The sequence below is a fragment of the Ruegeria sp. D3 genome, from assembly GCF_056534465.1.
Window position 1 is genome coordinate 461,027 of record NZ_JBQFPK010000002.1, and the last position, 25,328, is coordinate 486,354.

Here is a 25,328-nt window from a genome sequence, read left to right on the forward strand (position 1 = left end):
CCTCACAATAAAACCCATAACTTACTATGGATTAGCCGGCGAATTAACGCAAACCTGCCCTTTGGGCTGCGCGATCAATGGCTGCGGCGACTTCGGGGGCTGCGACGACCTGCGGCATGTGGCCAATGCCCTCAAGCTCGATCAGCTCTGCGCCGGGAATCTGTTCGATCAAGCGATGTGAGTGCCAACCAAGACCCACGGTGTCATCCGCAGTGCCGTGTACGATCTCGGTCGGTACGTCGATGTTCTTATAGCTGGGTTGCAGGGCGCGCACTTCTTCCAGAAGGTTGGCCCGTTGCTTGGCGTTGGCGTGCATCGAAGCACGACGGATCGTTAAGCCGGTGCCAAAATGGTCTGCATATCCTTCAGGGGCCGTCTGAGGCGCGAAGACGCGATCCAAAGCTTGTTCGACATACCATTCCGGAACAAACGCACTGATCAGCGGCAGCGCCAGCACATTTCCTGTTGGTGTTGAGGCCATCTTGTTGAACCCATCAAGAGGTGTCTCCCACGGGATGGCAGCAGGAGCAATCAGGACCAGCGCTGAAAGGTTATCAGGACGCGTCACTGCCCATGCCAGAGACACAGCCCCCCCATAGCTTTGCCCCGCTACTATAGGTTTCTTGGCCCCAAGTTTTTCAGCCGCTTTTTGCAATATTTCCGCTTGTTCTACAATAGTTTCCCCGTTGGGATTAAAGCTGTCGCTATATCCCAGGCCGGGACGGTCGAATACGATAACCCGGTAGTTTTCGGCAAGGATCGGCGCCAGCGCAAAGGTCATGTCCCGTGTGTTGCCACTCGATCCATGGATCAAAACAACATCGGGGCCATTACCCATTATGAAAGCGTGAATGCCGACGCCATCAACGTCGATGATCTGGCCCTCTGGTGGGAAAGCAGTTTCCGCGCGCGCCTTGTTGTGCGACTCGCGCCAAGTGGTGATGACGGCAAGCCCGATGACGAGCAAAAGAACTGTTATAAGCGCTTTAACGGCCAATGTTTTCCATCTCGAACGGGGTGGACTGATAAATTTCGTTGACCCAGTTACCGTAGAGCAAATGCGCATGGCTGCGCCATCGGTTCTGCGGCGGGCGACTTGGATCGTCGTCAGGGTAGTAGTTCATTGGCACGTTGATTGGGGTACCGTTGGCCACGTCGCGGTCATATTCCTGTTTCAGCGTATCACTGTCATATTCGAAGTGATTGAAGATATAGATCGCGCGGTGGGCTTGATCCTCGACAAGGCACGGTCCGACTTCGTCACTGCCCAAAAGCGTTTTTAACCCCGAGGCGGTGTCGATTTCGGATTGCTTCATTTCTGTCCAACGGCTGACAGGGATAACGCAATCGTCCGAAAACCCCCGTAAGAAGGGCGACGCGGGTGCAAGATTACTGTGACGGAAACAGCCAAACGCCTTGGCGTCCAGGATGTGCTTTTTGACGCCGTGGAAATGATTGATCATTGCCATTCCACCCCAACAAACGCCAAAAGTCGAATGGACATTGGTCTGAGTCCACTCAAAGACTTCGCTGATTTCGTCCCAGTAGGTAACATCATTGAACTCAAGATGTTCGATAGGTGCACCGGTGATGATCAGGCCATCAAATTTCTGATCTTTGACCTCCTGAAACGGGCGGTAGAACTCAGCCATGTGTTCGGCCGCAGTATTTTTCGTGCGATGCTCGGTCATCCGGATCAACGACAGGTCGATCTGCAAGGGCGTCGCGCCAATCAGGCGGGCGAATTGGTTTTCGGTCTGAATCTTTTTCGGCATCAGGTTCAGCAACCCAATCCGCAAAGGGCGAATATCCTGACGCATTGCCTGATCCTCGGCCATGACCATGACACCCTCTTTCGAGAGGACGTCAAATGCGGGCAGGTCGGAAGGAATCTTGATTGGCATCAGTGCAAGCCTTTGGAGTTACAGTGTAGAGGCGGTAATTAAGCGTGGTTAGCGCGGGTCTCAAGGGTGCGTTCGATCAACTCATCGAAATCACCCGCGTCACGAACGCTGTGCATATCATTTGCAGTGACCGTCACGCCCCAATTGTCGGCCATCGCCTGATAGCGCGGTTGCCGATGCGCTAACGCGCGCGCATAGGTCCACCGAACAAAAGCATCTGGATCGACCTCGGTCGCGCTGCAGCCTTGTTCTGCAAGATATTCCTCCCAAACTCGTGTCAGGAACTCTGGCTGGTAGGACATCGGTTTAGGGGCTTTGTCAAACCTGCGGACCAACTCGGCGGTGTGATCCTCATCGCCTTTTAACCAGATCATCAATGTCTGGCGCGACAATTCCGACAAGACCGGATCGCGCGGATCATCGGGATCAACCCACTCGCAAATAGAACCGCCCGTGTCGCAAATGAAATGCGGATATTGGTACAGGCGCTTGGCACGATCAATGAAATATTCGGTGTCCAGAAGAGCGTGAATTTCGGCCAGGCGAAACTGCTCTTGTCGGCGGCGATACTCCGACAGCTCCAACCCGCCGAGCGCAGGATTGCCCGGCTTGCCCAGGTAAGCGGCAACAGGGGTCAGGTTTTCGAACGAGATATTCGAGCCAATGTAAATCGAATCCGACAACAGAAGATCGCGCAGAAAAGGGACCTTCATGGCTTGGGCTTTGGCGTTATCGATAATGTATTCGCCCATGTAGCGTGTGCCGATGCGATAATCGATCGAGTAGTGAAACCAGTCTCCAGAATCTCTCAGGACATTCGAGACATAGGTTTTGCCAAGCCCTGACATGCCGAAGAAAAGCACTTTCTTCCGCTCTGCGTCCCGCCACTCTTTCGCCGAATTGTAGATCATCGACCGCTATCCCTTTTTTCGACCTTGCTAATTCGGGGCAGCGGCGGCGTCAATCGCGCGCAGCGGATCGGTTAAGTATTAGCAGCCCAAGTCCGAGAACCGCAAAACCTAGATATGCTTGTACCGGAAGGGCTTCGTCCCTCAGGACACTGCCCAGCAGAATGGCGATGGGCGGAATGACAAGTGTTACTAACATCAGGTTTCCTGCACCCGCCATAGCCAGAACGCGGTAATACAAAAGGTACGCACCTGCGGTCGCGACCAGGGCGTAATATGTGATCGCGACCCACGTTATCGCAGGCAGATTGAGCACAGGTATCCCGTCGGTCATCATGGTTATGGGAAGGATCACCACCGTAGCTCCAGTTAACATCCCCGCCGCTGCAACGGTTGGGGGAAGATGTGCAAGCGTAACTCTCGCCCATGCGCTGGCGAAAGCGTATGATAGGGCGCCGGCAATGATCGCCAGTTGGGCGACGTTTTGTATGTTAAAGCTCGCAAAGTTCCGCCAGCCAATGGCGATAGTGACACCAAGAAAACCTAACCCGACACCAAGGGCGCGGGCTTTAGTCAGCCTTTCGTCCCGGAACAGCATGGCGGCAACCAATACACCGAAAACCGCCGTGGCCGCGTTGAGGATCGATGTCAGCCCGGTGTCGATATACAACTGACCCCATGCCATAAGGGTGAATGGGATAGCGTTATTTAGCAGCCCCATGACAAGAAACGCACCCCATGTACGCAGGTCGGTCGGGACGCTTTGTTGTTTTGCCCAGACTATTAGCCACAAAGCTAGCATCGCCCAGAACACACGATGCAGAACAGAAGTCATCACAGGGATTGTGTCCAAAGCGATGCGGATCGCCAAAAAGGATGCACCCCAGATCAGCCCCAGAAGTAAAAGCTCGGCCCATGCGCGGCCAGAGAGGTGTTTTTGATTAGCCATATGTTTGTTTCTCATATCGCCAAGGCTGGAGGCGACCCGAAACGTGCGAAAAAGCCCCACCGATTTGGCGGGGCCTTTGAATGGTTTGGATTAATCTGATTAATCCAGCGCGTAGGTCAGCTGCAGACCGACGCTCCAGGCCGAGTTTCCGCTGAACTCGCCGCCAGTGGTTGTGGTCGCGTCGCCGATATCTGTGTAGCGAATACCGCCCGAGATCTGAGCTTTCTCAATCGAGTAGGTGCCACCGACGCCGACGCTCCAGAAACCGTTGGTCGGGCCCAGGTTGGACACCTCGGAGCCTGTGTCTCTTTCATAGCCCAAGGAGAATGCTCCGGAGAATTCATCCGAGAACTGATAGCCCACACCCAGTGTGTATGTGAACGTTTCGTCAGCAAAGCTCACAAGTGGATCACTGTTGGGCGGCAGCGCTGTGAACGCCTGAGGCGAAACGTCAGCCTGCGGCCAATCAACCCAACGCACAGAGCCGAAGACCAGAGTTTTAGGTGCAACGCCGGTTTGGAAATCCAAGTTGATGGACTGAGGCGTCTCGACCCTGGTTGTTGAGTCCACGGTCTGGAGAACAACTCCTGTCGGTCCCAAAGCATTGAAAGATTCAGTAGTGCCTATGTCGTGGGTGATCTTAGAATTGTAGACCAAAGAAACACGCGCGGCAATTTCAGGACGTTCCCAAGCAACACCTACCAGATATCCAAAATCCGTAGTGTTGTCGAAATCCACCTCGTAACCCAAGACGGCGGGAACCGCTACGTTTGCATCAATTCGCTGACCTCGGATACCACCAAGCGCGCTGAAACCGTTTCCAACTTTGTAACGAAGCACGGCGGTGATGGCATCGACATCGGCTTCTGCACGCAGAACATCAGTTCGTCCACCAAATGGTGCAAGGGGGTTTAAAGAAAGCGGGTAATTCGACGGGTACTCAACGTCTGCACCAAAAGGCTGATCATAAAGAAGCGCAAAATCCAACTTATCCGTCAGGGCCCGTTTGTAGCCCAGACCCGGAGAGAAAAAGCTTTCACCGACGTTTCCGGAGTCCACACCATTCTGCTCACCGCTGATATCTGGGTTTGCGTAACCCAGGCGCGCCTGGACCACCGAACCATCTTCGAAAATCAGGTTGATGCCCTGACCGCTGCGATCAAGTCCTGCGGCATGCACGCCAGTCGCGCCAACGCACAAAGCGCACGCTTGTAGAAGCGCCTTTTTCATGAATTTCCTCCCTTATACTTTCCTGTATGCTGCGCAGTGCTGTGATGTGAGTGCGCGCAGTGTGGTGTTTACTTATGATGCTCAATATTCACTCGGGGTTCATTTTAGCGTCAACTGGTGACGGTGCGTTACTTGCGCTGAGTGTCGCGAGGAACTGTTGCTAAACTGTTACGATTTTCGGCGTGAACGTTCAGAAAGATACCTGCAAAGATCACAACGGCCCCTAAAAGCGTCCAGTGATCCAGTGGTTCTTGGTAGAGAATCACCCCGACAATCGCGATTGTCGGCAGTCTGGCGAAGTCGAAAGGCACCACAACTGTGGCCGGAGCAATCGCCAGAGCGTTCGTAATACAGAAATGCGCAAGCAACCCAGCCAGCCCGACGAGCAGCAGGAAAGGGGCGGTTGATAATGTCGGCAAAGTGATCTGGCCATCGAATGCAGAAGCGGCAAACCCGAGGCCGGCCTGAATAACAGTCAGCCAGAACATAATGCACCCGATGCTTGCGAATTGGGTCAGTTTTTTTGTCGAGATCGTCGTCAGGGCAAAGAAGATCGCTGACATGGCAGCGGCCACTACGCCCGCGCTAAGGGGAACGGCCCCCGGACGCGCCACGATGAGGATACCGAGGAATCCGATCAGGGCCGACAGGACGCGAATTGTGGTCAAACGCTCACCCAGCAGGAGCGGGGACAACAGGATCACCCAGATGGGCTGCGTAAATTCCAGTGCAAACACTTGCGCCAGCGGAACTACCGAAACGGCGTAGAACCACAGATTTTGCCCGGTGAAATGCAACACGTTCCGAACGCCGTGCAGCCCCAGCCTGTGCGTTGAGACCTGATGCCAACTGCCGGTTGCCGTAAGAACAAGGCCGACCACCAAGATGCCGACAATGCTGCGGTAGAACATGATTTCGAACGTGTCATGCGTCACGCTCAGCTCGCGTCCGGCCACCGCCATTGAGGAAAACGAAGCGATCGCACCGAGCATCCATAACGCGGCCTTGCCGATTTGCGGTCTGGAAGTTTCCATGCAAGGCCCTGTTAACTCTGATGTGTATTGTTCTGATACGTAACCGGAAATCTGACGCGCAGAAACAAAAAAGCCGGGCGATGGCCCGGCTTTTTGCGTCATTCCCACTCGATTGTGCCCGGAGGCTTCGAGGTGATGTCATAAGTGCATCGGTTGATGCCTTTGACCTCGTTGATGATCCGCGTGGCGGTTTCGCCCAGGAATTCATGGGTGAAGGGGTAGTAATCTGCGGTCATACCATCGACCGAGGTCACGGCCCGAAGGGCGCAGGCATAGTCATAAGTGCGCCCGTCACCCATTACACCCACGGTGCGCACGGGCAGGATAGCCACGAAGGCCTGCCAAATCTCGTCATAAAGGCCGTGTTTACGAATTTGGTCGATATAGACGGCATCTGCCTCGCGTAGAATTTCCAGCTTTTCGCGGGTGATTTCGCCAGGGCAGCGGATCGCCAGGCCGGGGCCGGGGAAGGGGTGACGACCGATGAAACTCTGAGGCAGGCCCAGTTCGCGGCCCAAAGCGCGGACCTCGTCCTTGAACAGTTCGCGCAGGGGTTCAACCAGCTTCAGGCCCATTTTCTCGGGCAGGCCGCCGACATTGTGGTGCGACTTGATCGTGACCGAGGGGCCGCCGGAAAAGGACACCGATTCAATGACATCCGGGTAGAGCGTACCTTGTGCCAGGAACTCGGCCCCGTCGATGGTGTCGGCGTGTTTCTGGAACACGTCGATGAACAGCTTGCCGATGATCTTGCGTTTGGTCTCGGGGTCGGACTGGCCTTCCAGCTCACCAAGGAACAGCTCGCTTTCATCGGCGTGGATTAGCTGGATGTTATAGTTGTCGCGGAACATGCCGACGACTTCCTCGGCCTCGTTCTTGCGCAGCAACCCATGGTCGACGAACACACAGGTCAACTGGTCGCCGATCGCCTCGTGGATCAGGATCGCTGCGACCGAGCTGTCGACGCCGCCGGAAAGACCGCAAATGACTTTCTTTTCGCCCACCTGTTCGCGGATTTGTTCGATCATCTGCTCGCGATAGGCGCCCATGGTCCAGTCGCCGCTGAACCCGGCCAATTTGACGAAATTCTCATACAGTTTCGCACCTTTGGGGGTGTGGTGCACCTCGGGGTGGAACTGTACTGCATAGAAATGGCGCGCGCTGTCGGCGGTGATGGCAAAGGGCGCATTTGGAGACGTCCCGAACACCTCAAACCCCGGAGCGATTTCACTGACGTGATCGCCATGGCTCATCCAGACCTGCTCGTCACCCTCGGCGAACCAACCGTCCAGAATGTCCAGCTGACCCTTGGGAGTGACGAAGGCACGACCGAATTCGGCAGTACCGTGGCCGCTTTCGACCTTGCCACCCAGTTGGTGCATCATCACTTGCTGGCCGTAGCAGATGCCAAGGATCGGCACGCCATAGTCGAAAATTTCTTGCGGGGCGCGGGGTGAGCCCTCGCGTGTGACGCTGTCCGGTCCGCCTGAGAAGATTACAGCCTTGGGTGCCATCTGGCGCACAAAGTCCATAGTAACATTCTGGTAGGGGTGGATTTCGCAGTAGACGTTAAGCTCGCGCAGGCGACGGGCGATAAGCTGCGTTACCTGGCTGCCGAAGTCGATGATCAATAGGCGGTCATGGGATGTCTGGCTCATGGTTGGCTCTTAGGTCGCGCGGCGGCTATGTGCAAGCGTTATGAGGTGTTTCTGACCAGATACGAGAGGGAGATTGGATCAATGACTGCCATTCGTTTCGCGAACGCGACTCAGAAAGACGCCACGGCGATCACTGATTGCATAAATGCGGCTTATTTAAGCGCGCGTGAATACCTTACCGATTTACCGGATGTGACTGCGGGTATTGATCAGGATATCGCTGACAATAGGGTGGTTATTGCCGTTTCAGATGACCGATTGGCGGGGGTGATCATTTTTGCACGGCAAGGCGCCGAGATGAAGGTTTTCAATCTGGCCGTATCACCAATGGCACAAGGGCAGGGAATAGCCGGAAAGCTGCTTGCCCGGGCCGAGGCCGAAGCGCGCGAAGCCGGATGCACCCTGATGGTATTGCGCACGCATCGGCTGATGCGAGATACCCGCGCGATCTATGCGCATCTGGGTTGGATTGAATCAGAAGTCAGCGGAAATTCCGTGGCCATGCAAAAAACACTCGAAGCAGATTAGCCCATCGATTCCGACTTTTCGCGACCTCGATGAGAGGCACGGCTGACATCTGCCCGGTAACTCCAGATCGCGATGAGGGACCAGCAAAGTATGTAGAAAATGCCTGTGAGAATAAGAAACTCACCGGGAATGGGGCCGACATCCGCTCGATCGAGGGCCTGATGAAAACTTTCAACCGGTGTCGGATGGACCGAAATCTTGACGCAAAAGGCAAGGCTCTGGATCAGTAAAATCCACAGATAATTCCTTCGGATTCGCCGCCCGATCGCGATCATCAGGCTGACGTGGTAGCGTGGGTGCAAATAGTCCTGAGCCAAAACCTTTTGCCAGTTCTCTTCCATGTGAAGATCGCCGTCATACAAAAGTGGTGCATAGAAATGGGTTTCCAGCCATCTGGCCCGGGCGCGCCACACATTGAAATACCGGTAGCGCCGCGCTTCGAGCATCAGGAAAAGGATAATCAGAACGCCAACAAGTACCAGTGGAAGCGGCGAAGCCTCGGGCGATGAAAAAGAAATCGACAGCGCAACGCCCAATGTGACAACTGCCCAGTTGGTCGTGGTGTCCAGTCGTGTTCGCCAGATCGTGCTCCGGTAGACTTCTCCGCGGTATAGGTGCGCAACTGCACCAATCTCGGCCGCGTCCAGACTTTTTCGTTCCGCAGATGGGCCCGCGGCGTGAGGCGTTTCCGAATCCATGCTTACATTTTGAGCATTCGTGAAATGGGGTCAAAACAAAAGCGAATGACGGATCATGTCGCTTTTACCCCTATTGCGACGTAATCCACGTCTGGTGACTCCGGCTGTTCCGGTAACACAATGTCCAACGTGAACATGTTTAACGGGATCATCTCATGACAGAGGCAAACACCCGACGCAGAGCCAGAAGCGGTGGCGGGGCCGCCCGCCGGGCCGAGCGTACTGCGGTTCGTATCGAAACGGCGAAGTATATCGAGCGCAACATTCCGAACTTTGAAGTTCTGAACGAGGAAGCGCTGGAAATTATCGAAAGCAACGCTGAAACCATTCTGGCCGAGGTTGGCGTCAACTTTGTCGACAACCCCGCTGCACTAGAGCGCTGGAAGAACGCCGGTGCCGACATTGATGGCGAGCGTGTGCGTATCCCCCGAGGGTTGGCGCGTGAACTGATCAAAACCGCGCCCAGCGAATTCACGCAGCACGCGCGAAACCCAGAAAAATCGGTGGTTGTCGGCGGCCGCAACTTGGTTCTTGCACCAGTTTATGGCCCTCCATTTGTGCGTGATGCTCAGGGTGGTCGTCGTTATGCGACCATGGATGATTTCAACAAGTTCGTGAAACTGGCCTACATGTCCAAGTGGTTGCACCACTCGGGTGGTACGGTCTGCGAACCGACAGATGTGCCGGTGAACAAGCGCCACCTGGATATGTTGATGGCGCATATGACTTTGTCGGACAAACCCTTCATGGGTTCGGTTACCGACCCAAGCCGCGCGCAGGACTCGGTCGAGATGTGCGAGATTCTGTTCGGCAAAGAGTTCGTGCAGGAAAACACCGTCATGACCTCGTTGACCAACATCAACTCGCCGATGACCTTCGACGATGTGATGATGGGCTCGCTGGAGGTGTACGCCGCGAACAATCAAGCCTGCATCATCTCGCCCTTCATCGTGGGCGGTGCGATGGCTCCGGTTTCGGTAGCGGGGACGCTGACGCAAGTTCTGGCCGAGGTTCTGGCCGGTGTCGCCTATAGCCAGATCATCCGTCCCGGCGCACCAGCGATCTTTGGCGCGTTTGTGTCGTCGATCGACATGAATTCGGGCGCGCCAACCTTCGGTACGCCTGAGGCGTCTTTGGTTACCTATGGCGCCGGTCAGTTGGCGCGACGCCTTGGGTTGCCATACCGGTCAGCAGGGTCGTTCTGCGGCTCGAAACTGCCTGACGCGCAGGCCGCATATGAAACCGCGAACTCGCTGAACATGGGGCTGATGGCCGGTGTTAACTTTATGCTGCATTCCTGCGGCTGGCTGGAAGGTGGTCTGGTGGCGGACTTTGAAAAGTTCGTCATGGATGCTGATCAGTTGGGTGTTCTGCACGGCGTGGCCAAAGGCGTCGCCTTTGACGACAACGCACAGGCGATGGATGCGATTCGCGAAGTGGGCCCCGGTGGTCACTACCTTGGCTGCGCCCACACGCAGGCCAACTTCAAGGACGCGTTCTGGAAATCGGAACTGCTTGACTACAAGCCGTTCGAAACCTGGGAAGATGAAGGCGGTCGGGATACACGGCAACTGGCCACTTCGCGGGTCGAACATCTGCTGGCAAACTACCAGCAGCCGCAGCTCGACCCGGCGATCCATGCCGCTCTGAATGAGTATATCGAAAAGAAAAAGGCCTCTATGCCGGATGCCTTTGCCTGATCACTGATATTGCGCGGCGCGGCTGGCCTTGTACAGCTGCGCCTCGCCCAGTAACGCGATCAACAGGTCCAGATGGCGGACCAGAGAATAGGCTGCGTCTTCGGTCAGCCTTTGTGCGTTTACATCTTTCTCCATTTCCATCAACTGCATGAGTGCCGCGCCAGATCCGGGCAGTGCACCATAGCCCAACAGGCGTTGAAGATGACGATCTCGATCGTAGTCCTGCGCTCCGTGTTTTGCGGCCCGCGCCAGCAAACGAGGGCGGCGAAGGGCAGCTATCATGGTCATCAGGTCCTGCATGTCGGGGTTCCTTGGTCCGAGTAAAAGTTACCCTCTTTGTCACACAACCTAAGCGGGCGTTGCCTTAATAGCATTCCCTCCGAACGATGGTTTCATGAGTGTTTATGATTTTGAAGCAAATCTGGTTTTCGTCCCTGTTGGTTAACGAACGAGTAACGAAAGCGGCTCTAGTTAGAATTGGTTAACACATTTATCGGGGGCGATTGGGAACGGAATTGTTTTGTCGACGAGGGCAAGTAACTATGGAAAATAACGTGGCTTTTACCATTCCGGCTTGGGTACCCGAAGGGGCGCAGAGGTATCTCGCGCATACCGAAACCGGTCAGTCGATCCGCGATATAGCGCGGTCAGCGGGGTGCCATGCGTCGACCATACTCAGACAAATTCGCCGGATTGAGATGCGGCGAGACGACCCGCTGGTGGATGCCGCGCTTCAGACGCTCGCGGAAGCTCATTTTTCGGACACAGCTAAACTGAGTTGCACCTTTCCGGCCGCTCAGGAAGACGATCTTGCTGCGGCCGAGGAAAAATTCAATCGAGAGGCGATGCGTGTTCTCAGGCGGCTTTGCGAAACTGGGTCAGTCCTAGCCGTGGCCGAAGAAATGGATAAGGCCGTTGTGGTGCGCGATGCGGGTGACAGCGGTACCACGCGGACGGCTGTAGTGGATTGCAAAACCGCTCAAGCCTTGGCTTTGAAAGACTGGATCACGTGCGATAACCCCGGACGTATTTCACGTTATCGGATTTCGACTTCGGGCCGTGCTGCGCTTAGCCAGCTTGTGGCCGAGGCGGAAAACAAGGCACGTAACCGAAATGAATTCGGGTTGGCCGAGGCACAAGCGCCGTTTCAGACGGCCTCATCCCTTGCGCAAGTGGGAGCTGCAAAGACGGAACGTCCGCGGCGCATACGGTACAGCGCCGCTGAAAGCCCTCTGATCGCCTTGGCGCGGCGTCGGGATCGGGACGGAAAACCTTTTCTGGACGAAGCACTGGTTCGGGCGGGTGAGAGGCTGCGTGAGGATTTTGAACTTGCTCAGATCGGTCCTGAGGTCGCGCAGAACTGGGATCATTTCCTGACGGCAGGAGGGCGCGGCAGTTTTGGCGCGGGTGTGAAGGACGGGCGGGGCTCGTCCGATGCGCGCGATCGGGTCGAGCGGGCTCTGTCCGATCTGGGGCCGGGACTCAGCGATGTTGCACTGCGCTGCTGTTGTTACCTGGAGGGTTTGGAACTGGCCGAGAAACGCATGGGGTGGTCGGCACGCTCGGGTAAAATTGTGCTGCGGATTGCACTTCAACGGTTGAAACGCCACTATGAGAGCCAAGCCGAAAAGAACCGGATGATCGGTTAGCGCGATAATTTGCGGTTGCGAAAAACGGGCATTGAGATAATTAGGGGTTATGAATTTTACACTCCGACAACTTCAATATTTCAGCGCAGTGGCCGAACAGCGAAATTTCGGCAGGGCGGCGCAGAAATGCAACGTGTCACAACCCGCCCTGTCAGTTCAGATCAAAACGCTTGAGGAAACGCTGGGCGGCCCGCTGTTTGAACGGCAAGCGCGGGACATCCTGTTAACCCCGTTGGGGCGGGATGTTCTGGACTATGCGCAGCAGGTTTTGGGGGCCGCTAGTCGTCTCGACCAGTTTGCTCGGGATCATTCGGGCGGTCACCGGTCATTGTCGATCGGGATCATCCCGACGATTGCACCCTATATTCTACCCGGTGTCTTAGCAGGATTGCGGACGATGGACGTTTCGTTGCGCGTGCAGATTCGCGAGGCGCGCACCGATCGACTGTTGGACATGCTACGGGCTGGTGACATTGATGCGGGGGTCATGGCTCTGCCCTCGGGCGGCTCTGAGTTGTTCGAGCAGCCTTTGTTCGAAGACAGGTTTTTACTGGCGGGCAGTGCTGGCCGGTTGCAAACCATGCAGCGCGACACCGAGGCTTTGCGACCGGTGGACCTTCAAACCACTCAGTTGATGCTTTTGGACGACGGGCATTGCCTGACAGATCAAGCGCTGGAGGTCTGCGGTCAGGACCGCAGCAGCGGCTTGATTAATATGGGGGCTTCTTCGCTGGCGACATTGTCGCGTCTTGTTGCCGAGGGATTTGGTTTGACCTTGATGCCGGAACTGGCCGCGCAGGCTGAGATTGGTGCTGTGCGAGGTCTAAGCTTAAAGCGTTTCGGCGCACCACAACCCTTCCGGACCGTAGGGTTGGTGCGCCGGATTTCTACCCGGGGTGAAGACTGGTTCGACAGTCTGGCCGGGGTCATCCGAGCTGTCGGAACGGATATCGTTTCGGCAACGCGGACATGAAAAGACCCGCCAACAGGGCGGGTCTTGCAGAGGTACTCAAAGTCGCGATCAGGCCAGAGTTAGTTCTTTCTCTGCTTCCAGATGCGTCATCAGATTTTCCGGAGATGACACGCCATAGGGGTCTTCGGGGCAGTTATCCATCAGTCCGGGCTCTTCGAACCACGCTTCGACAACGCCGTCGGTGATGATGGCCGCATAGCGCCACGAACGCATTCCGAATCCCAGATTGTCTTTGTCGACCAGCATCCCCATCTTTCGTGTGAACTCACCCGATCCATCGGGAATGACCTTGACGTTCTTCAAGCCCTGATCTTGCGCCCATTTGTTCATGACAAAGCTGTCATTGACCGACATGCAGTAGATCTCATCAATGCCGTTTTTCTTGAAGTCGGCAAAGCCGTTTTCAAAACCGGGCAGTTGGTAGGTCGAGCAGGTTGGCGTGAATGCACCGGGCAACGAGAACAGGATCACGCGCTTGCCGGCGAAGTAATCTGCGGTGGTCTTGTCTTCCCAGCGATAGGGGTTGGGGCCTTCGACGGCCTCGTCACGCACTCGGGTGCGGAAGGTCACTTTCGGCAGTTCGGTCCCGGTCTTCATGTTCAAATTCCTGTGATTCCTGTGTGAATTGAGGCGGATTTAAAACAGTTCTAAATGTGCTTCAATGCGATTGTTTTCGCAGATGCGAATTTTCTGATATTTATTGGAAGACGCTGAAATATAGCAATAATCGATTGAATCAGTACAGTCAGTATTCTGCGGATGCATGGTGCGCGGTCATGGCAGCTATGCACGGGTGGGCTAGCTTGTTACACAGGAATGTACTAAATCCCACTCAAGTGACCCTAAGTCAGGAAAGCCGCCGTGCGTGATCTGAAGATCCCCGAACAACGTCATCCCGAAAAAGCGCATCGTCAGGACAATGCGCAGCCGAAAAAACCGAAATGGATTCGGGTGCGGGCACCGGGGGGCAAGGGTTATGCAGAAACGCACAAGATTATGCGTGAAAACAATTTGGTCACCGTCTGCGAAGAAGCAGGGTGCCCCAATGTCGGCGAATGCTGGAGCCAGGGCCACGCCACCATGATGATCATGGGCGAAATCTGTACCCGTGGCTGCACCTTCTGCAACATCGCCACTGGCCGCCCTGATGAACTGGACGCGTTCGAGCCGGGCCGCGTGGCCCATGCGGTGCAAAAGCTGGGGCTAAACCACGTGGTTATCACTTCGGTGGACCGTGATGATCTTGCCGATGGTGGGGCTGAGCATTTTGCGCAGACCATCCGCGCCGTGCGTCATCGCTCGCCCAAGACCACGATCGAGATTCTGACCCCCGATTTTCTGAAGTGTGATCCTGCGGTTCTGGAAACCGTGGTCGAGGCCAAGCCGGATGTTTTCAACCACAATCTGGAAACCGTTCCCGGCCTCTATCCGCAAGTCCGCCCCGGTGCTCGTTATTTCCACAGCCTGCGCCTGTTGCAGCGGGTTAAAGAGATGGACCCCTCGATCTTCACCAAATCCGGCATCATGGTTGGTCTGGGTGAGGGCGAGCAAGAGGTTCGGCAGGTTATGGATGACATGCGCGCTGCTGATATCGATTTCCTGACCATTGGCCAATACCTACAGCCGACGCCAAAACATCACGGTGTTGATCGCTTTGTAACGCCCGAGGAGTTCGCTTCATACGAGAAGGCTGCTTTTGGTAAAGGTTTCCTGATGGTATCGGCGACTCCGCTAACGCGTTCGTCCTATCACGCAGGTGACGACTTTGCGCGCCTGCGTGACGCTCGTCAGGCAAAGCTCGAACAAGGGTGAGCCCCGAGGCGTTGGCCCGGCTGACCCGGCTGCGGCACGAATTGCATCAATATCCTGAATTGTCCGGGCAGGAGACCGAAACGGCCGCCCGGATCGCTGATGAATTGCGCGCGCGCGATGCCGATCAGGTATTGACCGGGATCGGCGGGCATGGCGTGGGTGGAATATTCGACAGCGGCCAGCCCGGGCCCACAGTGGCGATCCGGTGCGAGCTGGACGGGCTGCCGATTCAGGAAATATCGGATGCAAGCTATGCCTCGCGCGTGGTGGGCAGGGGGCATCTGTGTGGACATGATGGCCATATGGTCATGGTTTTGGGCGTAGCGGATCATCTGGCGAAAGCCCGCCCGCAAAAGGGCCGCGTGGTTCTGATCTTTCAACCCGCTGAGGAGACCGGGCAGGGGGCTGCAGCCTTTCGCGCTGATCCCCAGTTCGCGTCCATCGCGCCGGACCATGTATTTTCGTTGCACAATCTGCCCGGCCTCGCGCTGGGTGAGGTGTCGTTGTGTGCAGGCCCTGCCAACTGTGCGTCACGCGGGATGAGAGTTGTGCTTAAGGGTAAGACCTCGCACGCAGCGGAGCCGCAGGATGGAGTCTCTCCGGCAAAAGCGCTTGCGTCTTTGATTCTGCAACTTGCTGGTTTGGGATCGGGCGGCGCACTGAATGCCGATTTCGCCCTGACCACTGTGACCCACGCCCGACTGGGCGAACCCACGTTTGGCGTCGCCCCGGGCGCGGCCGAGCTGTGGGTGACGCTGCGCACCGTATCCGACACTCGGATGCAGAACCTGATCGCCGAAGCCGAAGGGCTTGTCACTCAAACCGCAGAAACCCAGGGTCTTGCGGTTGAAATCACCTATGAGGATGTGTTCGAGGCCTGCACAAACAACGCGCAGGCTGTTGCCACTGTAGCTGAGGCCTGCGCCGGGCTCGGCGTTCCTTGTACTTTTACGACGGAACCCCAGAAATTTTCCGAGGATTTCGGCCAGTTTGGCAAAAGCGCCGCGGCGGCGATGTTTTGGCTGGGTGCCGGACAAGCGCACCCGCAATTGCACAACCCGGACTATGATTTTCCGGATGCGCTGATCCCTGTAGGGGTAGATGTATTCAGTGCAGCAATTCGATCTCTTGTAGGCTGAGCCCTCAGTTTACAAGATCACCGACGATTCCAACGGCATCAATAACTGTCTTTGTGTCATCGGATATCGACAGGATTTCGTCGTCTACGCGGATATACCGCTGACCGGCGGGCAGGGGTTTCAACTTCCAACCATCCAGATCGTCAAGGTAGTCAAAATCCAAGTCATTAGGGATTTTCTGACCTCGCGTATAGCGCTTGATCTGTCCGGGCGGTACACCGACGCCCTTATTTGTTTTTAGCGACTTTTCAATTTTCGACTTGTCGGGGCCTTTACCTTTGCCCTTGTTGTCTTTTGCATCCGCAATTCCAACTGTTGCGCCTAGCGCGAAAGCCGCCAGAATCCCAATAGACAGTGTTTTCATATGTATAAAACCTCCCAAAGTACTCGAATGGTAGTCTCTTGCTGGGAGAAATGTCCAATAATATTCCAATAGATGAATTTTTGGGAAGCTTAACCACTGCTACTTGCACAAGATGGATAGGTCAGAAGGCCGCTCAGTCTTCGACAAATCGAACCTTACCGATAAACGGCAGGTTGCGATTGCGCTGCGCGTAGTCGATGCCGTAGCCCACGACAAACTCATCAGGTATTTCAAACCCGATCCAGTCTGAGCGAAAATCGACCTCGCGCCTGCTGGGCTTGTCGAGCAAGGCGATGGATTTCAGCCGCGCGGGTTTACGGCTGCGCAACAGTTTGGTCACGTGGTTCAGGGTATGGCCAGTATCGACGATATCTTCGACGACCAGCACATCGCGTCCTTCAATTGCGCCGCGCAAGTCCTTGAGAATGCGTACTTCACGGCTGCTCTCCATCGAGTCGCCGTACGAGGACGCCTCAAGGAAATCCACCTCGATTGGCAGATCCAGCTCGCGCACCAGATCTGCGATGAACACAAAACTGCCGCGCAACAGACCCACAACAACCAACTTGTCGGTGTTGCCGAATTCCTGCGTGATCTCGCGGCAAAGTTCTTCGATCCGGGCGGCGATGGCCTTGGCCGAGATCATCTCATCTATCACATATGCGCGGTCTGTCATCACTGCCCCCTTGATCTTTGGCGCGCAACATACGACATGACGCGCCATTGTCACCTGCAAATAGCGGACCGCCATGCCGACCCATTCCGAGACACGTCACCTGCCGTATACCGCTCAGCAGATGTATGACCTTGTCGCGGATGTGGCCAAATACCCGCAGTTTTTGCCGTGGTGCGCGGCGGCCCGGATCAGGCGCACTTATGCGGCGGGCGAGGCCCAGGTGCTAGAGGCCGATCTTGTGATTTCCTTCAAAGTGTTCCGCGAACGGTTCGGCAGCCGTGTGACGCTACACGCCGAGGATCGCCGGATCGACACCGAGTATCTGGACGGGCCGTTCAAATACATGAAATCCGACTGGCGGTTCGAAGACGCGGCTGATGGGGGCTGCAACATCTCGTTCCATGTGGATTTCGAGTTCAAGAATGCCATCCTGCAGGGCATCATCGGCGTCGTGTTCAACGAGGCCATGCAGCGGGTGGTCAAAGCCTTCGAGGCCCGCGCCGCAGATTTGTACAGCTGAGGCTTTACCCATCCCCGGCGCACGCTAGACTGCGCCGCATGAGTGATTTTACCAACGCCTTGGCCGGGTTCGCGGCCAGTCCCGTATCTACGTCGCAGCAGGCTCGGATTGTAACGTCTTTGTCCGTTCTGGATTGGCTGGCCGTAGGGCGGGCTGGAGAAGACGAGCCCGTTTCGAAATCCGTACGCGCGCTGGTTCTTGACGAGGGCGGCGAAGCACAGGCGCATCTGTTCGGCGGTGGGGCCGCGCCCTTGCGAGGTGCGGCACTGGTTAACGGGACGGTGTCCCATGCGCTGGACTATGACGACACGCATTTCGCCCATATTGGCCATCCCTCGGTTGCCATTCTGCCAGCGGCCCTTGCGCTTGGAGAGTGGGACGACCGCATTCTGGTGGATGTTCTTGAGGCCGCTTTGGTGGGGATGGAGGTCTCAATCCGTGTCGGTCTCTGGCTAGGGCGCGACCACTATCAGGCCGGGTTTCATCAAACGGCCACCGCCGGGGCTTTCGGGGCAGCGGTCGCAGCGGGCCGCATCCTACGGTTTGACGCTGGGCAGATGCGCAAGGTTCTGGGATTGACGGCCACCCGAGCGGCGGGGCTGAAGGCGCAATTTGGCACGATGGGGAAGCCCTATAACGCGGGGCTTGCGGCCTCGGCCGGGGTCGAAGCGGCTCTGCTGATCGCCAAGGGGTTCGACCCCAGTGCAGATGCGTTGGAAGGCCCCTGTGGGTTTGGGGCCACCCATCAGGGGCAGGGTGATGTGCAGACCGCTCTGGATGGATTGGGCGAGGATTGGCTGTTCACATCCGTAAGCCATAAGTTTCACGCTTGCTGCCACGGGCTGCACGCGGCGCTAGAGGCGGCGCGCGCGTTGGACATCGCCGAACCCGAAGTGGCCGAGATCACGGTCAAGACCCATCCGCGCTGGATGAGCGTGTGCAACCAGATGTCTCCGACCACCGGGTTGGGGGCCAAGTTTTCATACCGGACGGTGATTGCGATGCAGGCGCTGGGATATGACACCGCCTTGCCCGCCAGCTATTCCGAGAAAACCTGCGCCGATCCGCGCCTGACATCGCTGCGCGACCGCGTCACGGTCGAGGAGGATGAAACGCTGTCCGAGACGCAAGCCCACCTGACCCTGTTGCGCCGTGACGGCGCGCGCAAAGAGGCCAGTCATGATCTTCTGACCCCGTTGCCCTTGTCCGAGCGTGAGGATCGGGTGCGTGGCAAGGCTGCCAAGCTGATCGGAGGTGACGAGGCGGACGCGATCTGGTCGATGCTGCGCACCGGAGGCCGCGCCCGCGATCTGGCGGCATTGCTAGCGGATTAGTCCACGCGCCAATGCAGCGGGAATCCTGGGTCGAACACCGTGACAGGCCCGTCACCAGAGTCGATTTTTTCGGGATACACGACCGGTTCGCCCTTGGTTAGTGTGATCGTGTCCTCATTCACCGGCAGGCCATAGAAACCGGGGCCATTGAGCGAGGTGAACCCTTCCAGCTTGTCCAACGCCCCTTCACGGTCGAACATCTCGGCCACTAGTGACATCGTGTTCGTCGCGGTGAAGCACCCGGCACAGCCACAGGCCATTTCCTTGTTCGCATCCGTATGCGGCGCGCTGTCGGTGCCCAAAAAGAACCTTGCATCACCCGAGGTCGCAGCAGCCAAAAGTGCCAGCCGGTGTTCTTCGCGCTTGGCGACGGGCAGGCAGTAGTAATGCGGTTTGATCCCGCCAACCAGAATATGGTTACGGTTGATGATCAGGTGATGCGCCGTGATCGTTGCGCCCAGATCGGTGTCATTGGCCTTGACGTAGTCCACACCGTTTGCGGTGGTGATATGCTCCATCACCACGCGCAAGCCGGGGGTCGAATTACGGATCGGGTCCAGAACACGGTCGATAAACACGGCCTCGCGGTCGAAAATGTCGATGTCAGAGTCCGTGACCTCGCCATGCACACACATAGGCAGGCCAATCTCGGCCATCTTTTCAAGCACCGGGCGCACCTTGTCGAAATCCCGCACACCCGAGGCCGAATTGGTCGTGGCTCCAGCCGGGTACAGCTTGCACGCCTTGATCAGCCCGCTGGCATGGGCGGCGGCGACGTCTTCGGCATCCGTGTCCTCGGTCAGATAGAGGGTCATCAGCGGCTCAAAGCTCATCCCGTCGGGCAGGGCGGCCAGGATACGGTCGCGATAGGCGGCGGCCTGATCGCCGCGCACCACAGGCGGCACGAGGTTCGGCATGATGATCGCGCGGGCGAAATGGCGCGCGGTTTCGGGCAGGACGGCCTCAAGCATCGCGCCATCGCGCAGATGCAGGTGCCAGTCGTCGGGGCGGCGGATCGTCAGGGTATCGGTCATGGCCCCCGGCTAGCACAGTGCGTGTAGCCGTGAAAGGCCCAGAATGCACGGCTGCCCCTTGTCAATATGCCCGAACGTCGTAACTCCTTGCAAAGCCCTGGTCTTGACGCGCGCCCGCCGTCGTGACCTCTTGTGCCCCGAGGGAGATCGCCATGACGCAGCCAAATTCCATCGACGCCGTTCAGACTATGCTGGGCGATCAGGGCTATGTCTGCGGGCGGGCCTTGGCCACGGTCGTCTTCCTGTCGCTGAAACTGGGCCGCCCGTTGTTTCTGGAGGGTGAGGCCGGGGTCGGCAAGACCGAGATCGCCAAGGCGCTGGCCGCCGGGCTGAACCGCCGTTTGATCCGACTGCAGTGTTACGAGGGGCTGGATGCGTCTTCGGCTGTCTACGAATGGAACTTCCCGGCGCAAATGGTGGCAATCCGCACCGCCGAAGCCTCGGGCGGCGCCGACCGGGGTGCCCTGCAATCCGAGCTGTTTTCGGACGACTACCTGATCGAACGCCCGCTGTTGCAGGCTATGCGCCCAGATGAACACGGCGCGCCGGTCCTGCTGATCGACGAACTTGACCGCACGGATGAACCGTTCGAGGCGTTCCTGCTGGAGGCGCTCAGCGATTTTCAGGTTACAATCCCCGAACTGGGCACTGTTAAAGCGCCGGAACCGCCCATTGTCATCGTCACCTCGAACCGCACGCGCGAGGTGCATGACGCCCTGAAACGCCGTTGCCTCTATCATTGGGTCGACTACCCCGATTTCGAGCGCGAGATCGAAATCCTCCACGCCCGCGCACCCGAAGCGGCACAGCAGCTGAGCCGCGAGGTGGTGGCCTTCGTTCAGCATTTGCGCACAGAAGACCTGTTCAAGAAACCCGGCGTTGCAGAGACGATCGATTGGGCCAAATGCCTGCTGGCGCTTGATGTGATCAACCTCAGCCCCGAAGTGATCGGCGATACGCTGGGCGCTATCCTGAAGTACCAAGACGACATCCAGAAACTCCAAGGGTCTGAGGCAAAACGTATTCTGGACGAAGCCAAAGCCACGCTCGAACCGGTGTGATGGCGGAGCAGGTTCCCCTAGATATCCCAGATGACCCCAAACTGGCGCAGAACATCACCCATTTCGCGCGGGCCCTGCGCAAGGCGGGCTTGCCCATAGGTACGGGCCGTGTTGTCGATGCCATCCGCGCGGTGCAGGCTGCCGGGTTCTCGGAAAAGCAGGATTTCTACTGGACCCTGCACGCCTGTTTCGTGAGCCGTCCCGAACATCGCACAGTGTTCGCGCAGGTCTTTCGCATGTATTGGCGCGACCCGCGGTATATGGAGCATATGATGGCCATGATGCTGCCGGCGATCCGTGGTGTTCAGGAAGACCGCAAGGCCGACGCGGGCGAAAAGCGCGCGGCCGAGGCGCTGCTGGATGGTGTCGAACGCGATCAGCCAGAGACGCAAGACACGGGCGAAGAAACTGAGCTTGAGATCGACGCCTCACAAACCGCCTCGACCGAGGAACGCGTGCGCAGTCTGGATTTTGAACAGATGAGCACCGCCGAGATCGCTCAGGCCAAGCGCATATTGGCCCGTATGACGCTACCCATAAAACCAATCGAATCCCGGCGCGGTCAAGCCAGCCATGTTGGGCAAAGGATCGACCGCGCCCGCACCTTGCGCGCCGCCATGCGCCAGGGCGGAGAGTTGCACGAAATCGCCCGTCAGAAACCCCGAACCCGCTGGCCAAATCTGGTGGTGCTGTGTGATATCTCGGGCTCGATGAGCCAATACAGCCGCATTATCCTTCATTTTCTGCACTCGGTCTCGAACGCGAAGGGCGCGGGATGGGCCAAGGTTCACGCGTTCACTTTCGGGACGCGGCTGACCAATATCACCCGCCACCTGCATCAGCGCGATGTGGACGCCGCTTTGGCCGCCGCTGGGGCGGAAGCGCAGGATTGGGAGGGCGGCACCCGCATCGGCGAATGCCTGCACGCGTTCAACCGCGACTGGTCGCGGCGCGTCATGGGGCAGGGTGCGGTGGTTCTGCTGATCTCGGACGGATTGGACCGGGGCGAACCGCAAGCGCTGGGGAAAGAGATGGAGCGTCTGCACCTTTCCGCCCGCCGTCTGATCTGGCTGAACCCACTGCTGCGCTGGGACGGGTTTGCACCTAAGGCGCAGGGCGTGGCCGCGATGCTGCCGCATGTGGACAGCTTTCGGGCCGGGCATTCTATTTCCTCGCTCGAGGATCTGGCCGAGGTCATCTCGAAACCCGATGACATGGGTGAGAAAGCGCGGCTGATGACCGCGCTTTCGAGTTAGGGTTAACTCAGCTGTTCTTCATTGCACTTGCGGGCCATTTCCATGGCCTTGTAGGTGCCAGTCAGATCCACGGTGAAGGCAAATTCCTTCTCGGGGAAGACAAGCATCACCTTTTGCTTGGCAATGTCTTCAGCGAATTGGGGATCATTGGACAGAACGTAACCGCCCGAATACCCCTTGGTGATGTTACCCTTCATGCCGGTGGCTTCACCGATATAGAGGTTGTCGCCCAGCAGAATTGCCACAGCCTCGGTATCGCCGCGCTTGATGTCGGTTTTTTCTTTGGTGAAGACGCCCACATAGCCAACGCCGCGATCTTCGGTTAGCCCCATCTGAACTACGTTTTCGGAGTCATCGATAGCCTCAATCAGGCAGGATTTCTTGTCCTGATCAATGAATACCTTCCAGCCCTCGACCTCGCCATAGCGCAGGAATGTATCTGCACTGACTGCCGTGGATGCCAAAAGTCCGATTGCTGTTCCGAGTGCAAAAATGCGTTTCAACTCTTTGTCTCCCTTGTGAAAATTAAATATGCGCATGCTGGAATGCAGCAGATGTATGTGTAGGCTAGAATCTGCTCTGTAGACAATCAATGCTTTGCAGAAAATGGTAAAAACTCAGCCAATTCGCGCCGAAGCCTGACTGCGGCGTCTGACCTTAAAGTCGGGGTTCCTTTTCATCTGGCCAAACCTGCCTATGTTGGGTCAAAGCACTATGGGAGGGTGCAATGGACAGATTCGACAACAGCCCAGAAACTGCGCTGCGCTGGTTCAGCAATGGCAAAAAGGCCGCGCTCGCCACCGTGGTTGAGACTTGGGGAAGCGCCCCGCGCCGTGTGGGCGCGCAGTTGGTCATTGGCGGCGATGGTCGGATCGAAGGTTCGGTTTCGGGCGGTTGTGTCGAAGGCGCTGTGATCGTCGAAGCGCTTGAGGCCATAGATGAAGGCGAAGCACGTCTGTTGGAATTTGGTGTCAGCGACGAAGATGCGTTTGCCGTTGGTCTGGCCTGTGGAGGGACGATCCGGGTGCTGGTCGAGCCCATCGGAAGCGTTCTGCCCGAACCCATGCTTCGTGATCTGGTCGAGGCGCGGGCCGCGCGAGTACCACTCGCCTATGAGGTCAATGTCGAGACCGGCCACCGCGCGCTGCGTCGCAACGCGTATGCCGACCGGCTGCGCATGGATCGCTCGGGGTTCGAAGAGGACGGCAAGACCTTTGTGGCTGTTCACAACCCACCTTTGCGCCTGATTGTCGTGGGTGCGGTTCATATTGCGCAGGCGCTGGTGCCGATGGCACGGATTGCAGGGTATGACCCCGCGATTATCGACCCACGGGATGCTTTTGCGTCCAGCGCCCGTTTTCCGGGTGAAAACATACTGACCGATTGGCCGGATGAGGCTGTTGCCAAGCTGGGTCTAGATTCGCGCACCGCTGTGGTGTTGTTGACCCACGACCCCAAGCTGGACGACCCGGCACTGGAGTCAGCGTTGGCCGCCGGGGTGTTTTACATCGGTGCTCTCGGCTCGACCCGGACCCACGCCAAACGCGTGGCTCGTATGACCGAGGCCGGGTTCACCGAAGATCAGATTGCCCGCATTCATGGTCCGGTTGGTCTGGATATCGGGGCTGCCGATCCGTCCGAAATTGCAGTCGCCATATTGGCACAGATGACCGCCGTGTTACGAGGCAAAGCGTGAAGTTCGGTCCTGTCCCCGTTGCCGAGGCCGTCGGCACGATCCTAGCCCATTCGATCAAGGTCGGTGACCGTAAGCTGCGCAAAGGCATCGCGCTGACGGCAGACCACATCAACGACCTGACCGAGGCTGGCTTTGGCTCCGTCACTGTCGCGCGACTTGAACCGGGTGACTGTCACGAGGATGAGGCCGCCCGGATGCTGGCCGCCGCCTTGGTTCCGAACCCAACCGAGGCGTGTTTACGCGTGACCCAACCTTTCACCGGACGCGTGAATCTGCTGGCGGATGTACCAGGCGTCGCCGTGCTGGATGTTGAGGCGTTGGAGGCCTTCAATCGCGTCAACCCGATGATCACCGTCGCGACTGTTCCGCAATACCAGCAGATGGGCGAAGGCGGCATGGTGGCTACGATCAAGGTTATCTCTTATGCCGTGCCCGGAGGCGATGTGATGCACGCGGCACGTCTGGCGCAGGCATCGATCCGTATGGTCTCGCCGATCCACAAAACTGCGGGTCTAGTGGTGACTGATATTCCCGGCGGCCCGTCGAATGACAAAGGGATTGCCGCAATCAGGGGGCGTGTCGAAGCCTTGGGGATGGAACTGTCAGACGCTCGGATCGTCCCGCATCAGGCGGAACCTTTGTCCTCGGCTGTGTCCGACGCTGAGGGGGATATCGTCATGATCCTGACCGGCTCGGCCACGTCTGACGTGTACGACGTGGCTCCCGAGGCGGTACGCGCCGCCGGAGGGCAAGTGGACCGGTTCGGAATGCCGGTCGATCCGGGCAACCTTCTATTTCTCGGAGCGCTTGGCGAGCGGCCCGTGATTGGCTTGCCGGGCTGCGCGCGTTCACCTGCACTGAACGGGGCCGATTGGGTTTTGTCCCGCGTGGCCTGCGGGATCGAAACAACGGGGCTCGACATCGCAGGGATGGGTGTCGGTGGGTTACTGAAAGAGATCCCGACACGCCCGCAGCCCCGGTCTTCGCGAAAGCCCTGAAGTGGTGGGCTTGCCCGACAATCCTCTGAACCGTCTCAGATTTTTGTTCTCAAATGAAAACCCGCGTGTTTAACTCGACCCGAGGAACAATACGAAACGGGAGGATTTCATGGCACAGATTTCGATGACTGTGAACGGCGTAGCTGTGAGCGGTGAAGTTGAGGGTCGGACGTTATTGTCTGGATTTTTGCGTGATCATTTGGGGAT

Annotated in this window: 26 protein-coding genes and 1 pseudogene; 13 read left to right on the forward strand and 14 right to left on the reverse strand. The window is 57.4% G+C overall.

Features of this window, described 5'->3' with window-relative positions; all coding sequences use genetic code 11:
* Positions 1–43: 43 nt before the first annotated feature.
* The 7 genes from ACR0DX_RS04645 to guaA form a co-directional block, all read right to left on the reverse strand.
* On the reverse strand, positions 44–997 hold the full coding sequence (locus ACR0DX_RS04645; RefSeq protein WP_480845315.1) for an alpha/beta fold hydrolase: 954 nt from the start codon (positions 995–997) through the stop codon (positions 44–46).
* Positions 987–1,904 carry a homoserine O-acetyltransferase MetA gene (metA, locus tag ACR0DX_RS04650; protein WP_170353081.1) on the reverse strand — a complete coding sequence of 306 codons (918 nt, stop codon included), beginning with the start codon at positions 1,902–1,904 and terminating at the stop codon, positions 987–989. Before metA ends, ACR0DX_RS04645 begins: the two co-directional genes overlap by 11 nt.
* 38 nt (positions 1,905–1,942) lie before the next feature.
* Positions 1,943–2,815, reverse strand: coding sequence for an ATPase (locus tag ACR0DX_RS04655; protein ID WP_170353082.1), 873 nt, complete (start codon positions 2,813–2,815; stop codon positions 1,943–1,945).
* Positions 2,816–2,864: 49 nt separating this feature from the next.
* Positions 2,865–3,761 carry a DMT family transporter gene (locus ACR0DX_RS04660; protein ID WP_480845318.1) on the reverse strand — a complete coding sequence of 299 codons (897 nt, stop codon included), beginning with the start codon at positions 3,759–3,761 and terminating at the stop codon, positions 2,865–2,867.
* Between the two features lie 99 nt (positions 3,762–3,860).
* Complete coding sequence (locus ACR0DX_RS04665) at positions 3,861–4,991, reverse strand: OmpP1/FadL family transporter (protein WP_170353084.1); 1,131 nt, start codon at positions 4,989–4,991, stop codon at positions 3,861–3,863.
* A gap of 128 nt (positions 4,992–5,119) precedes the next feature.
* Positions 5,120–6,025: a DMT family transporter gene (locus tag ACR0DX_RS04670; RefSeq protein WP_170353085.1), complete on the reverse strand. Its 906-nt coding sequence runs from the start codon at positions 6,023–6,025 to the stop codon at positions 5,120–5,122.
* A 98-nt stretch (positions 6,026–6,123) separates the two neighbouring features.
* The gene (guaA, locus tag ACR0DX_RS04675) at positions 6,124–7,683 is read right to left on the reverse strand and encodes a glutamine-hydrolyzing GMP synthase (RefSeq protein ID WP_170353086.1); all 1,560 of its coding nucleotides are present in this window, start codon (positions 7,681–7,683) and stop codon (positions 6,124–6,126) included.
* 81 nt (positions 7,684–7,764) lie between these two features.
* Between guaA and ACR0DX_RS04680 the strand changes: the two genes are divergently transcribed.
* Positions 7,765–8,211 (forward strand): GNAT family N-acetyltransferase, encoded by a 447-nt coding sequence (locus ACR0DX_RS04680; RefSeq protein WP_170353087.1) that lies wholly within the window; start codon positions 7,765–7,767, stop codon positions 8,209–8,211.
* Here ACR0DX_RS04680 and ACR0DX_RS04685 read toward each other — a convergent pair.
* Complete coding sequence (locus tag ACR0DX_RS04685; RefSeq protein WP_170353088.1) at positions 8,208–8,909, reverse strand: DUF2270 domain-containing protein; 702 nt, start codon at positions 8,907–8,909, stop codon at positions 8,208–8,210. The two genes, ACR0DX_RS04680 and ACR0DX_RS04685, sit on opposite strands and share 4 nt — an antisense overlap.
* Before the next feature lie 155 nt (positions 8,910–9,064).
* Here ACR0DX_RS04685 and ACR0DX_RS04690 point away from each other — a divergent pair, with 155 nt between their 5' ends.
* The gene (locus tag ACR0DX_RS04690; RefSeq protein ID WP_170353089.1) at positions 9,065–10,609 is read left to right on the forward strand and encodes a trimethylamine methyltransferase family protein; all 1,545 of its coding nucleotides are present in this window, start codon (positions 9,065–9,067) and stop codon (positions 10,607–10,609) included.
* On the opposite strand, the gene ACR0DX_RS04695 is transcribed toward ACR0DX_RS04690, so the two are convergent.
* On the reverse strand, positions 10,610–10,909 hold the full coding sequence (locus ACR0DX_RS04695) for a DUF6477 family protein (protein WP_170353090.1): 300 nt from the start codon (positions 10,907–10,909) through the stop codon (positions 10,610–10,612).
* 242 nt (positions 10,910–11,151) lie between these two features.
* Between ACR0DX_RS04695 and ACR0DX_RS04700 the strand changes: the two genes are divergently transcribed.
* Together ACR0DX_RS04700 and ACR0DX_RS04705 are read left to right on the forward strand one after the other, a co-directional pair.
* Positions 11,152–12,258: a DUF6456 domain-containing protein gene (locus ACR0DX_RS04700; protein ID WP_170353091.1), complete on the forward strand. Its 1,107-nt coding sequence runs from the start codon at positions 11,152–11,154 to the stop codon at positions 12,256–12,258.
* 49 nt (positions 12,259–12,307) lie between these two features.
* On the forward strand, positions 12,308–13,231 hold the full coding sequence (locus ACR0DX_RS04705) for a hydrogen peroxide-inducible genes activator (protein WP_170353092.1): 924 nt from the start codon (positions 12,308–12,310) through the stop codon (positions 13,229–13,231).
* 48 nt (positions 13,232–13,279) lie between these two features.
* Here ACR0DX_RS04705 and ACR0DX_RS04710 read toward each other — a convergent pair whose 3' ends face one another.
* Positions 13,280–13,828 (reverse strand): peroxiredoxin, encoded by a 549-nt coding sequence (locus tag ACR0DX_RS04710; protein WP_170353093.1) that lies wholly within the window; start codon positions 13,826–13,828, stop codon positions 13,280–13,282.
* 264 nt (positions 13,829–14,092) lie between these two features.
* Here ACR0DX_RS04710 and lipA point away from each other — a divergent pair, with 264 nt between their 5' ends.
* Positions 14,093–15,043 (forward strand): lipoyl synthase, encoded by a 951-nt coding sequence (lipA, locus tag ACR0DX_RS04715; RefSeq protein WP_170353094.1) that lies wholly within the window; start codon positions 14,093–14,095, stop codon positions 15,041–15,043.
* Positions 15,040–16,182: an amidohydrolase gene (locus tag ACR0DX_RS04720; protein WP_170353095.1), complete on the forward strand. Its 1,143-nt coding sequence runs from the start codon at positions 15,040–15,042 to the stop codon at positions 16,180–16,182. Before lipA ends, ACR0DX_RS04720 begins: the two co-directional genes overlap by 4 nt.
* 4 nt (positions 16,183–16,186) lie before the next feature.
* Here ACR0DX_RS04720 and ACR0DX_RS04725 read toward each other — a convergent pair whose 3' ends face one another.
* Together ACR0DX_RS04725 and hpt are read right to left on the reverse strand one after the other, a co-directional pair.
* Positions 16,187–16,546 (reverse strand): hypothetical protein, encoded by a 360-nt coding sequence (locus ACR0DX_RS04725; protein ID WP_170353096.1) that lies wholly within the window; start codon positions 16,544–16,546, stop codon positions 16,187–16,189.
* A gap of 133 nt (positions 16,547–16,679) precedes the next feature.
* Positions 16,680–17,222, reverse strand: a complete 543-nt coding sequence (gene hpt / locus ACR0DX_RS04730; RefSeq protein ID WP_170353097.1) for a hypoxanthine phosphoribosyltransferase — start codon at positions 17,220–17,222, stop codon at positions 16,680–16,682.
* Between the two features lie 73 nt (positions 17,223–17,295).
* Here hpt and ACR0DX_RS04735 point away from each other — a divergent pair, with 73 nt between their 5' ends.
* Positions 17,296–17,742, forward strand: a complete 447-nt coding sequence (locus ACR0DX_RS04735; protein WP_170353098.1) for a type II toxin-antitoxin system RatA family toxin — start codon at positions 17,296–17,298, stop codon at positions 17,740–17,742.
* A 38-nt stretch (positions 17,743–17,780) separates the two neighbouring features.
* Positions 17,781–19,076 carry an MmgE/PrpD family protein gene (locus ACR0DX_RS04740; RefSeq protein ID WP_170353099.1) on the forward strand — a complete coding sequence of 432 codons (1,296 nt, stop codon included), beginning with the start codon at positions 17,781–17,783 and terminating at the stop codon, positions 19,074–19,076.
* Here the strand turns inward: ACR0DX_RS04740 and pyrC are convergent.
* Positions 19,073–20,110, reverse strand: a complete 1,038-nt coding sequence (gene pyrC, locus ACR0DX_RS04745; RefSeq protein WP_170353100.1) for a dihydroorotase — start codon at positions 20,108–20,110, stop codon at positions 19,073–19,075. The genes ACR0DX_RS04740 and pyrC overlap by 4 nt on opposite strands.
* A gap of 152 nt (positions 20,111–20,262) precedes the next feature.
* Here pyrC and ACR0DX_RS04750 point away from each other — a divergent pair, with 152 nt between their 5' ends.
* Positions 20,263–21,171: an AAA family ATPase gene (locus ACR0DX_RS04750; protein WP_170353101.1), complete on the forward strand. Its 909-nt coding sequence runs from the start codon at positions 20,263–20,265 to the stop codon at positions 21,169–21,171.
* On the forward strand, positions 21,171–22,427 hold the full coding sequence (locus ACR0DX_RS04755; RefSeq protein WP_170353102.1) for a vWA domain-containing protein: 1,257 nt from the start codon (positions 21,171–21,173) through the stop codon (positions 22,425–22,427). The genes ACR0DX_RS04750 and ACR0DX_RS04755 overlap by 1 nt, the downstream gene beginning before the upstream one ends.
* A 2-nt stretch (positions 22,428–22,429) precedes the next feature.
* On the opposite strand, the gene ACR0DX_RS04760 is transcribed toward ACR0DX_RS04755, so the two are convergent.
* Complete coding sequence (locus tag ACR0DX_RS04760) at positions 22,430–22,930, reverse strand: hypothetical protein (protein ID WP_170353103.1); 501 nt, start codon at positions 22,928–22,930, stop codon at positions 22,430–22,432.
* Between the two features lie 224 nt (positions 22,931–23,154).
* Between ACR0DX_RS04760 and ACR0DX_RS04765 the strand changes: the two genes are divergently transcribed.
* The 3 genes and pseudogenes from ACR0DX_RS04765 to ACR0DX_RS04775 all read left to right on the forward strand — a co-directional run.
* On the forward strand, positions 23,155–24,123 hold the full coding sequence (locus ACR0DX_RS04765; protein ID WP_170353104.1) for an XdhC family protein: 969 nt from the start codon (positions 23,155–23,157) through the stop codon (positions 24,121–24,123).
* Complete coding sequence (locus tag ACR0DX_RS04770) at positions 24,120–25,121, forward strand: molybdopterin-binding protein (RefSeq protein WP_170353105.1); 1,002 nt, start codon at positions 24,120–24,122, stop codon at positions 25,119–25,121. The genes ACR0DX_RS04765 and ACR0DX_RS04770 overlap by 4 nt, the downstream gene beginning before the upstream one ends.
* Before the next feature lie 109 nt (positions 25,122–25,230).
* A pseudogene (locus ACR0DX_RS04775) lies at positions 25,231–25,328 on the forward strand ((2Fe-2S)-binding protein); the annotation flags it as partial.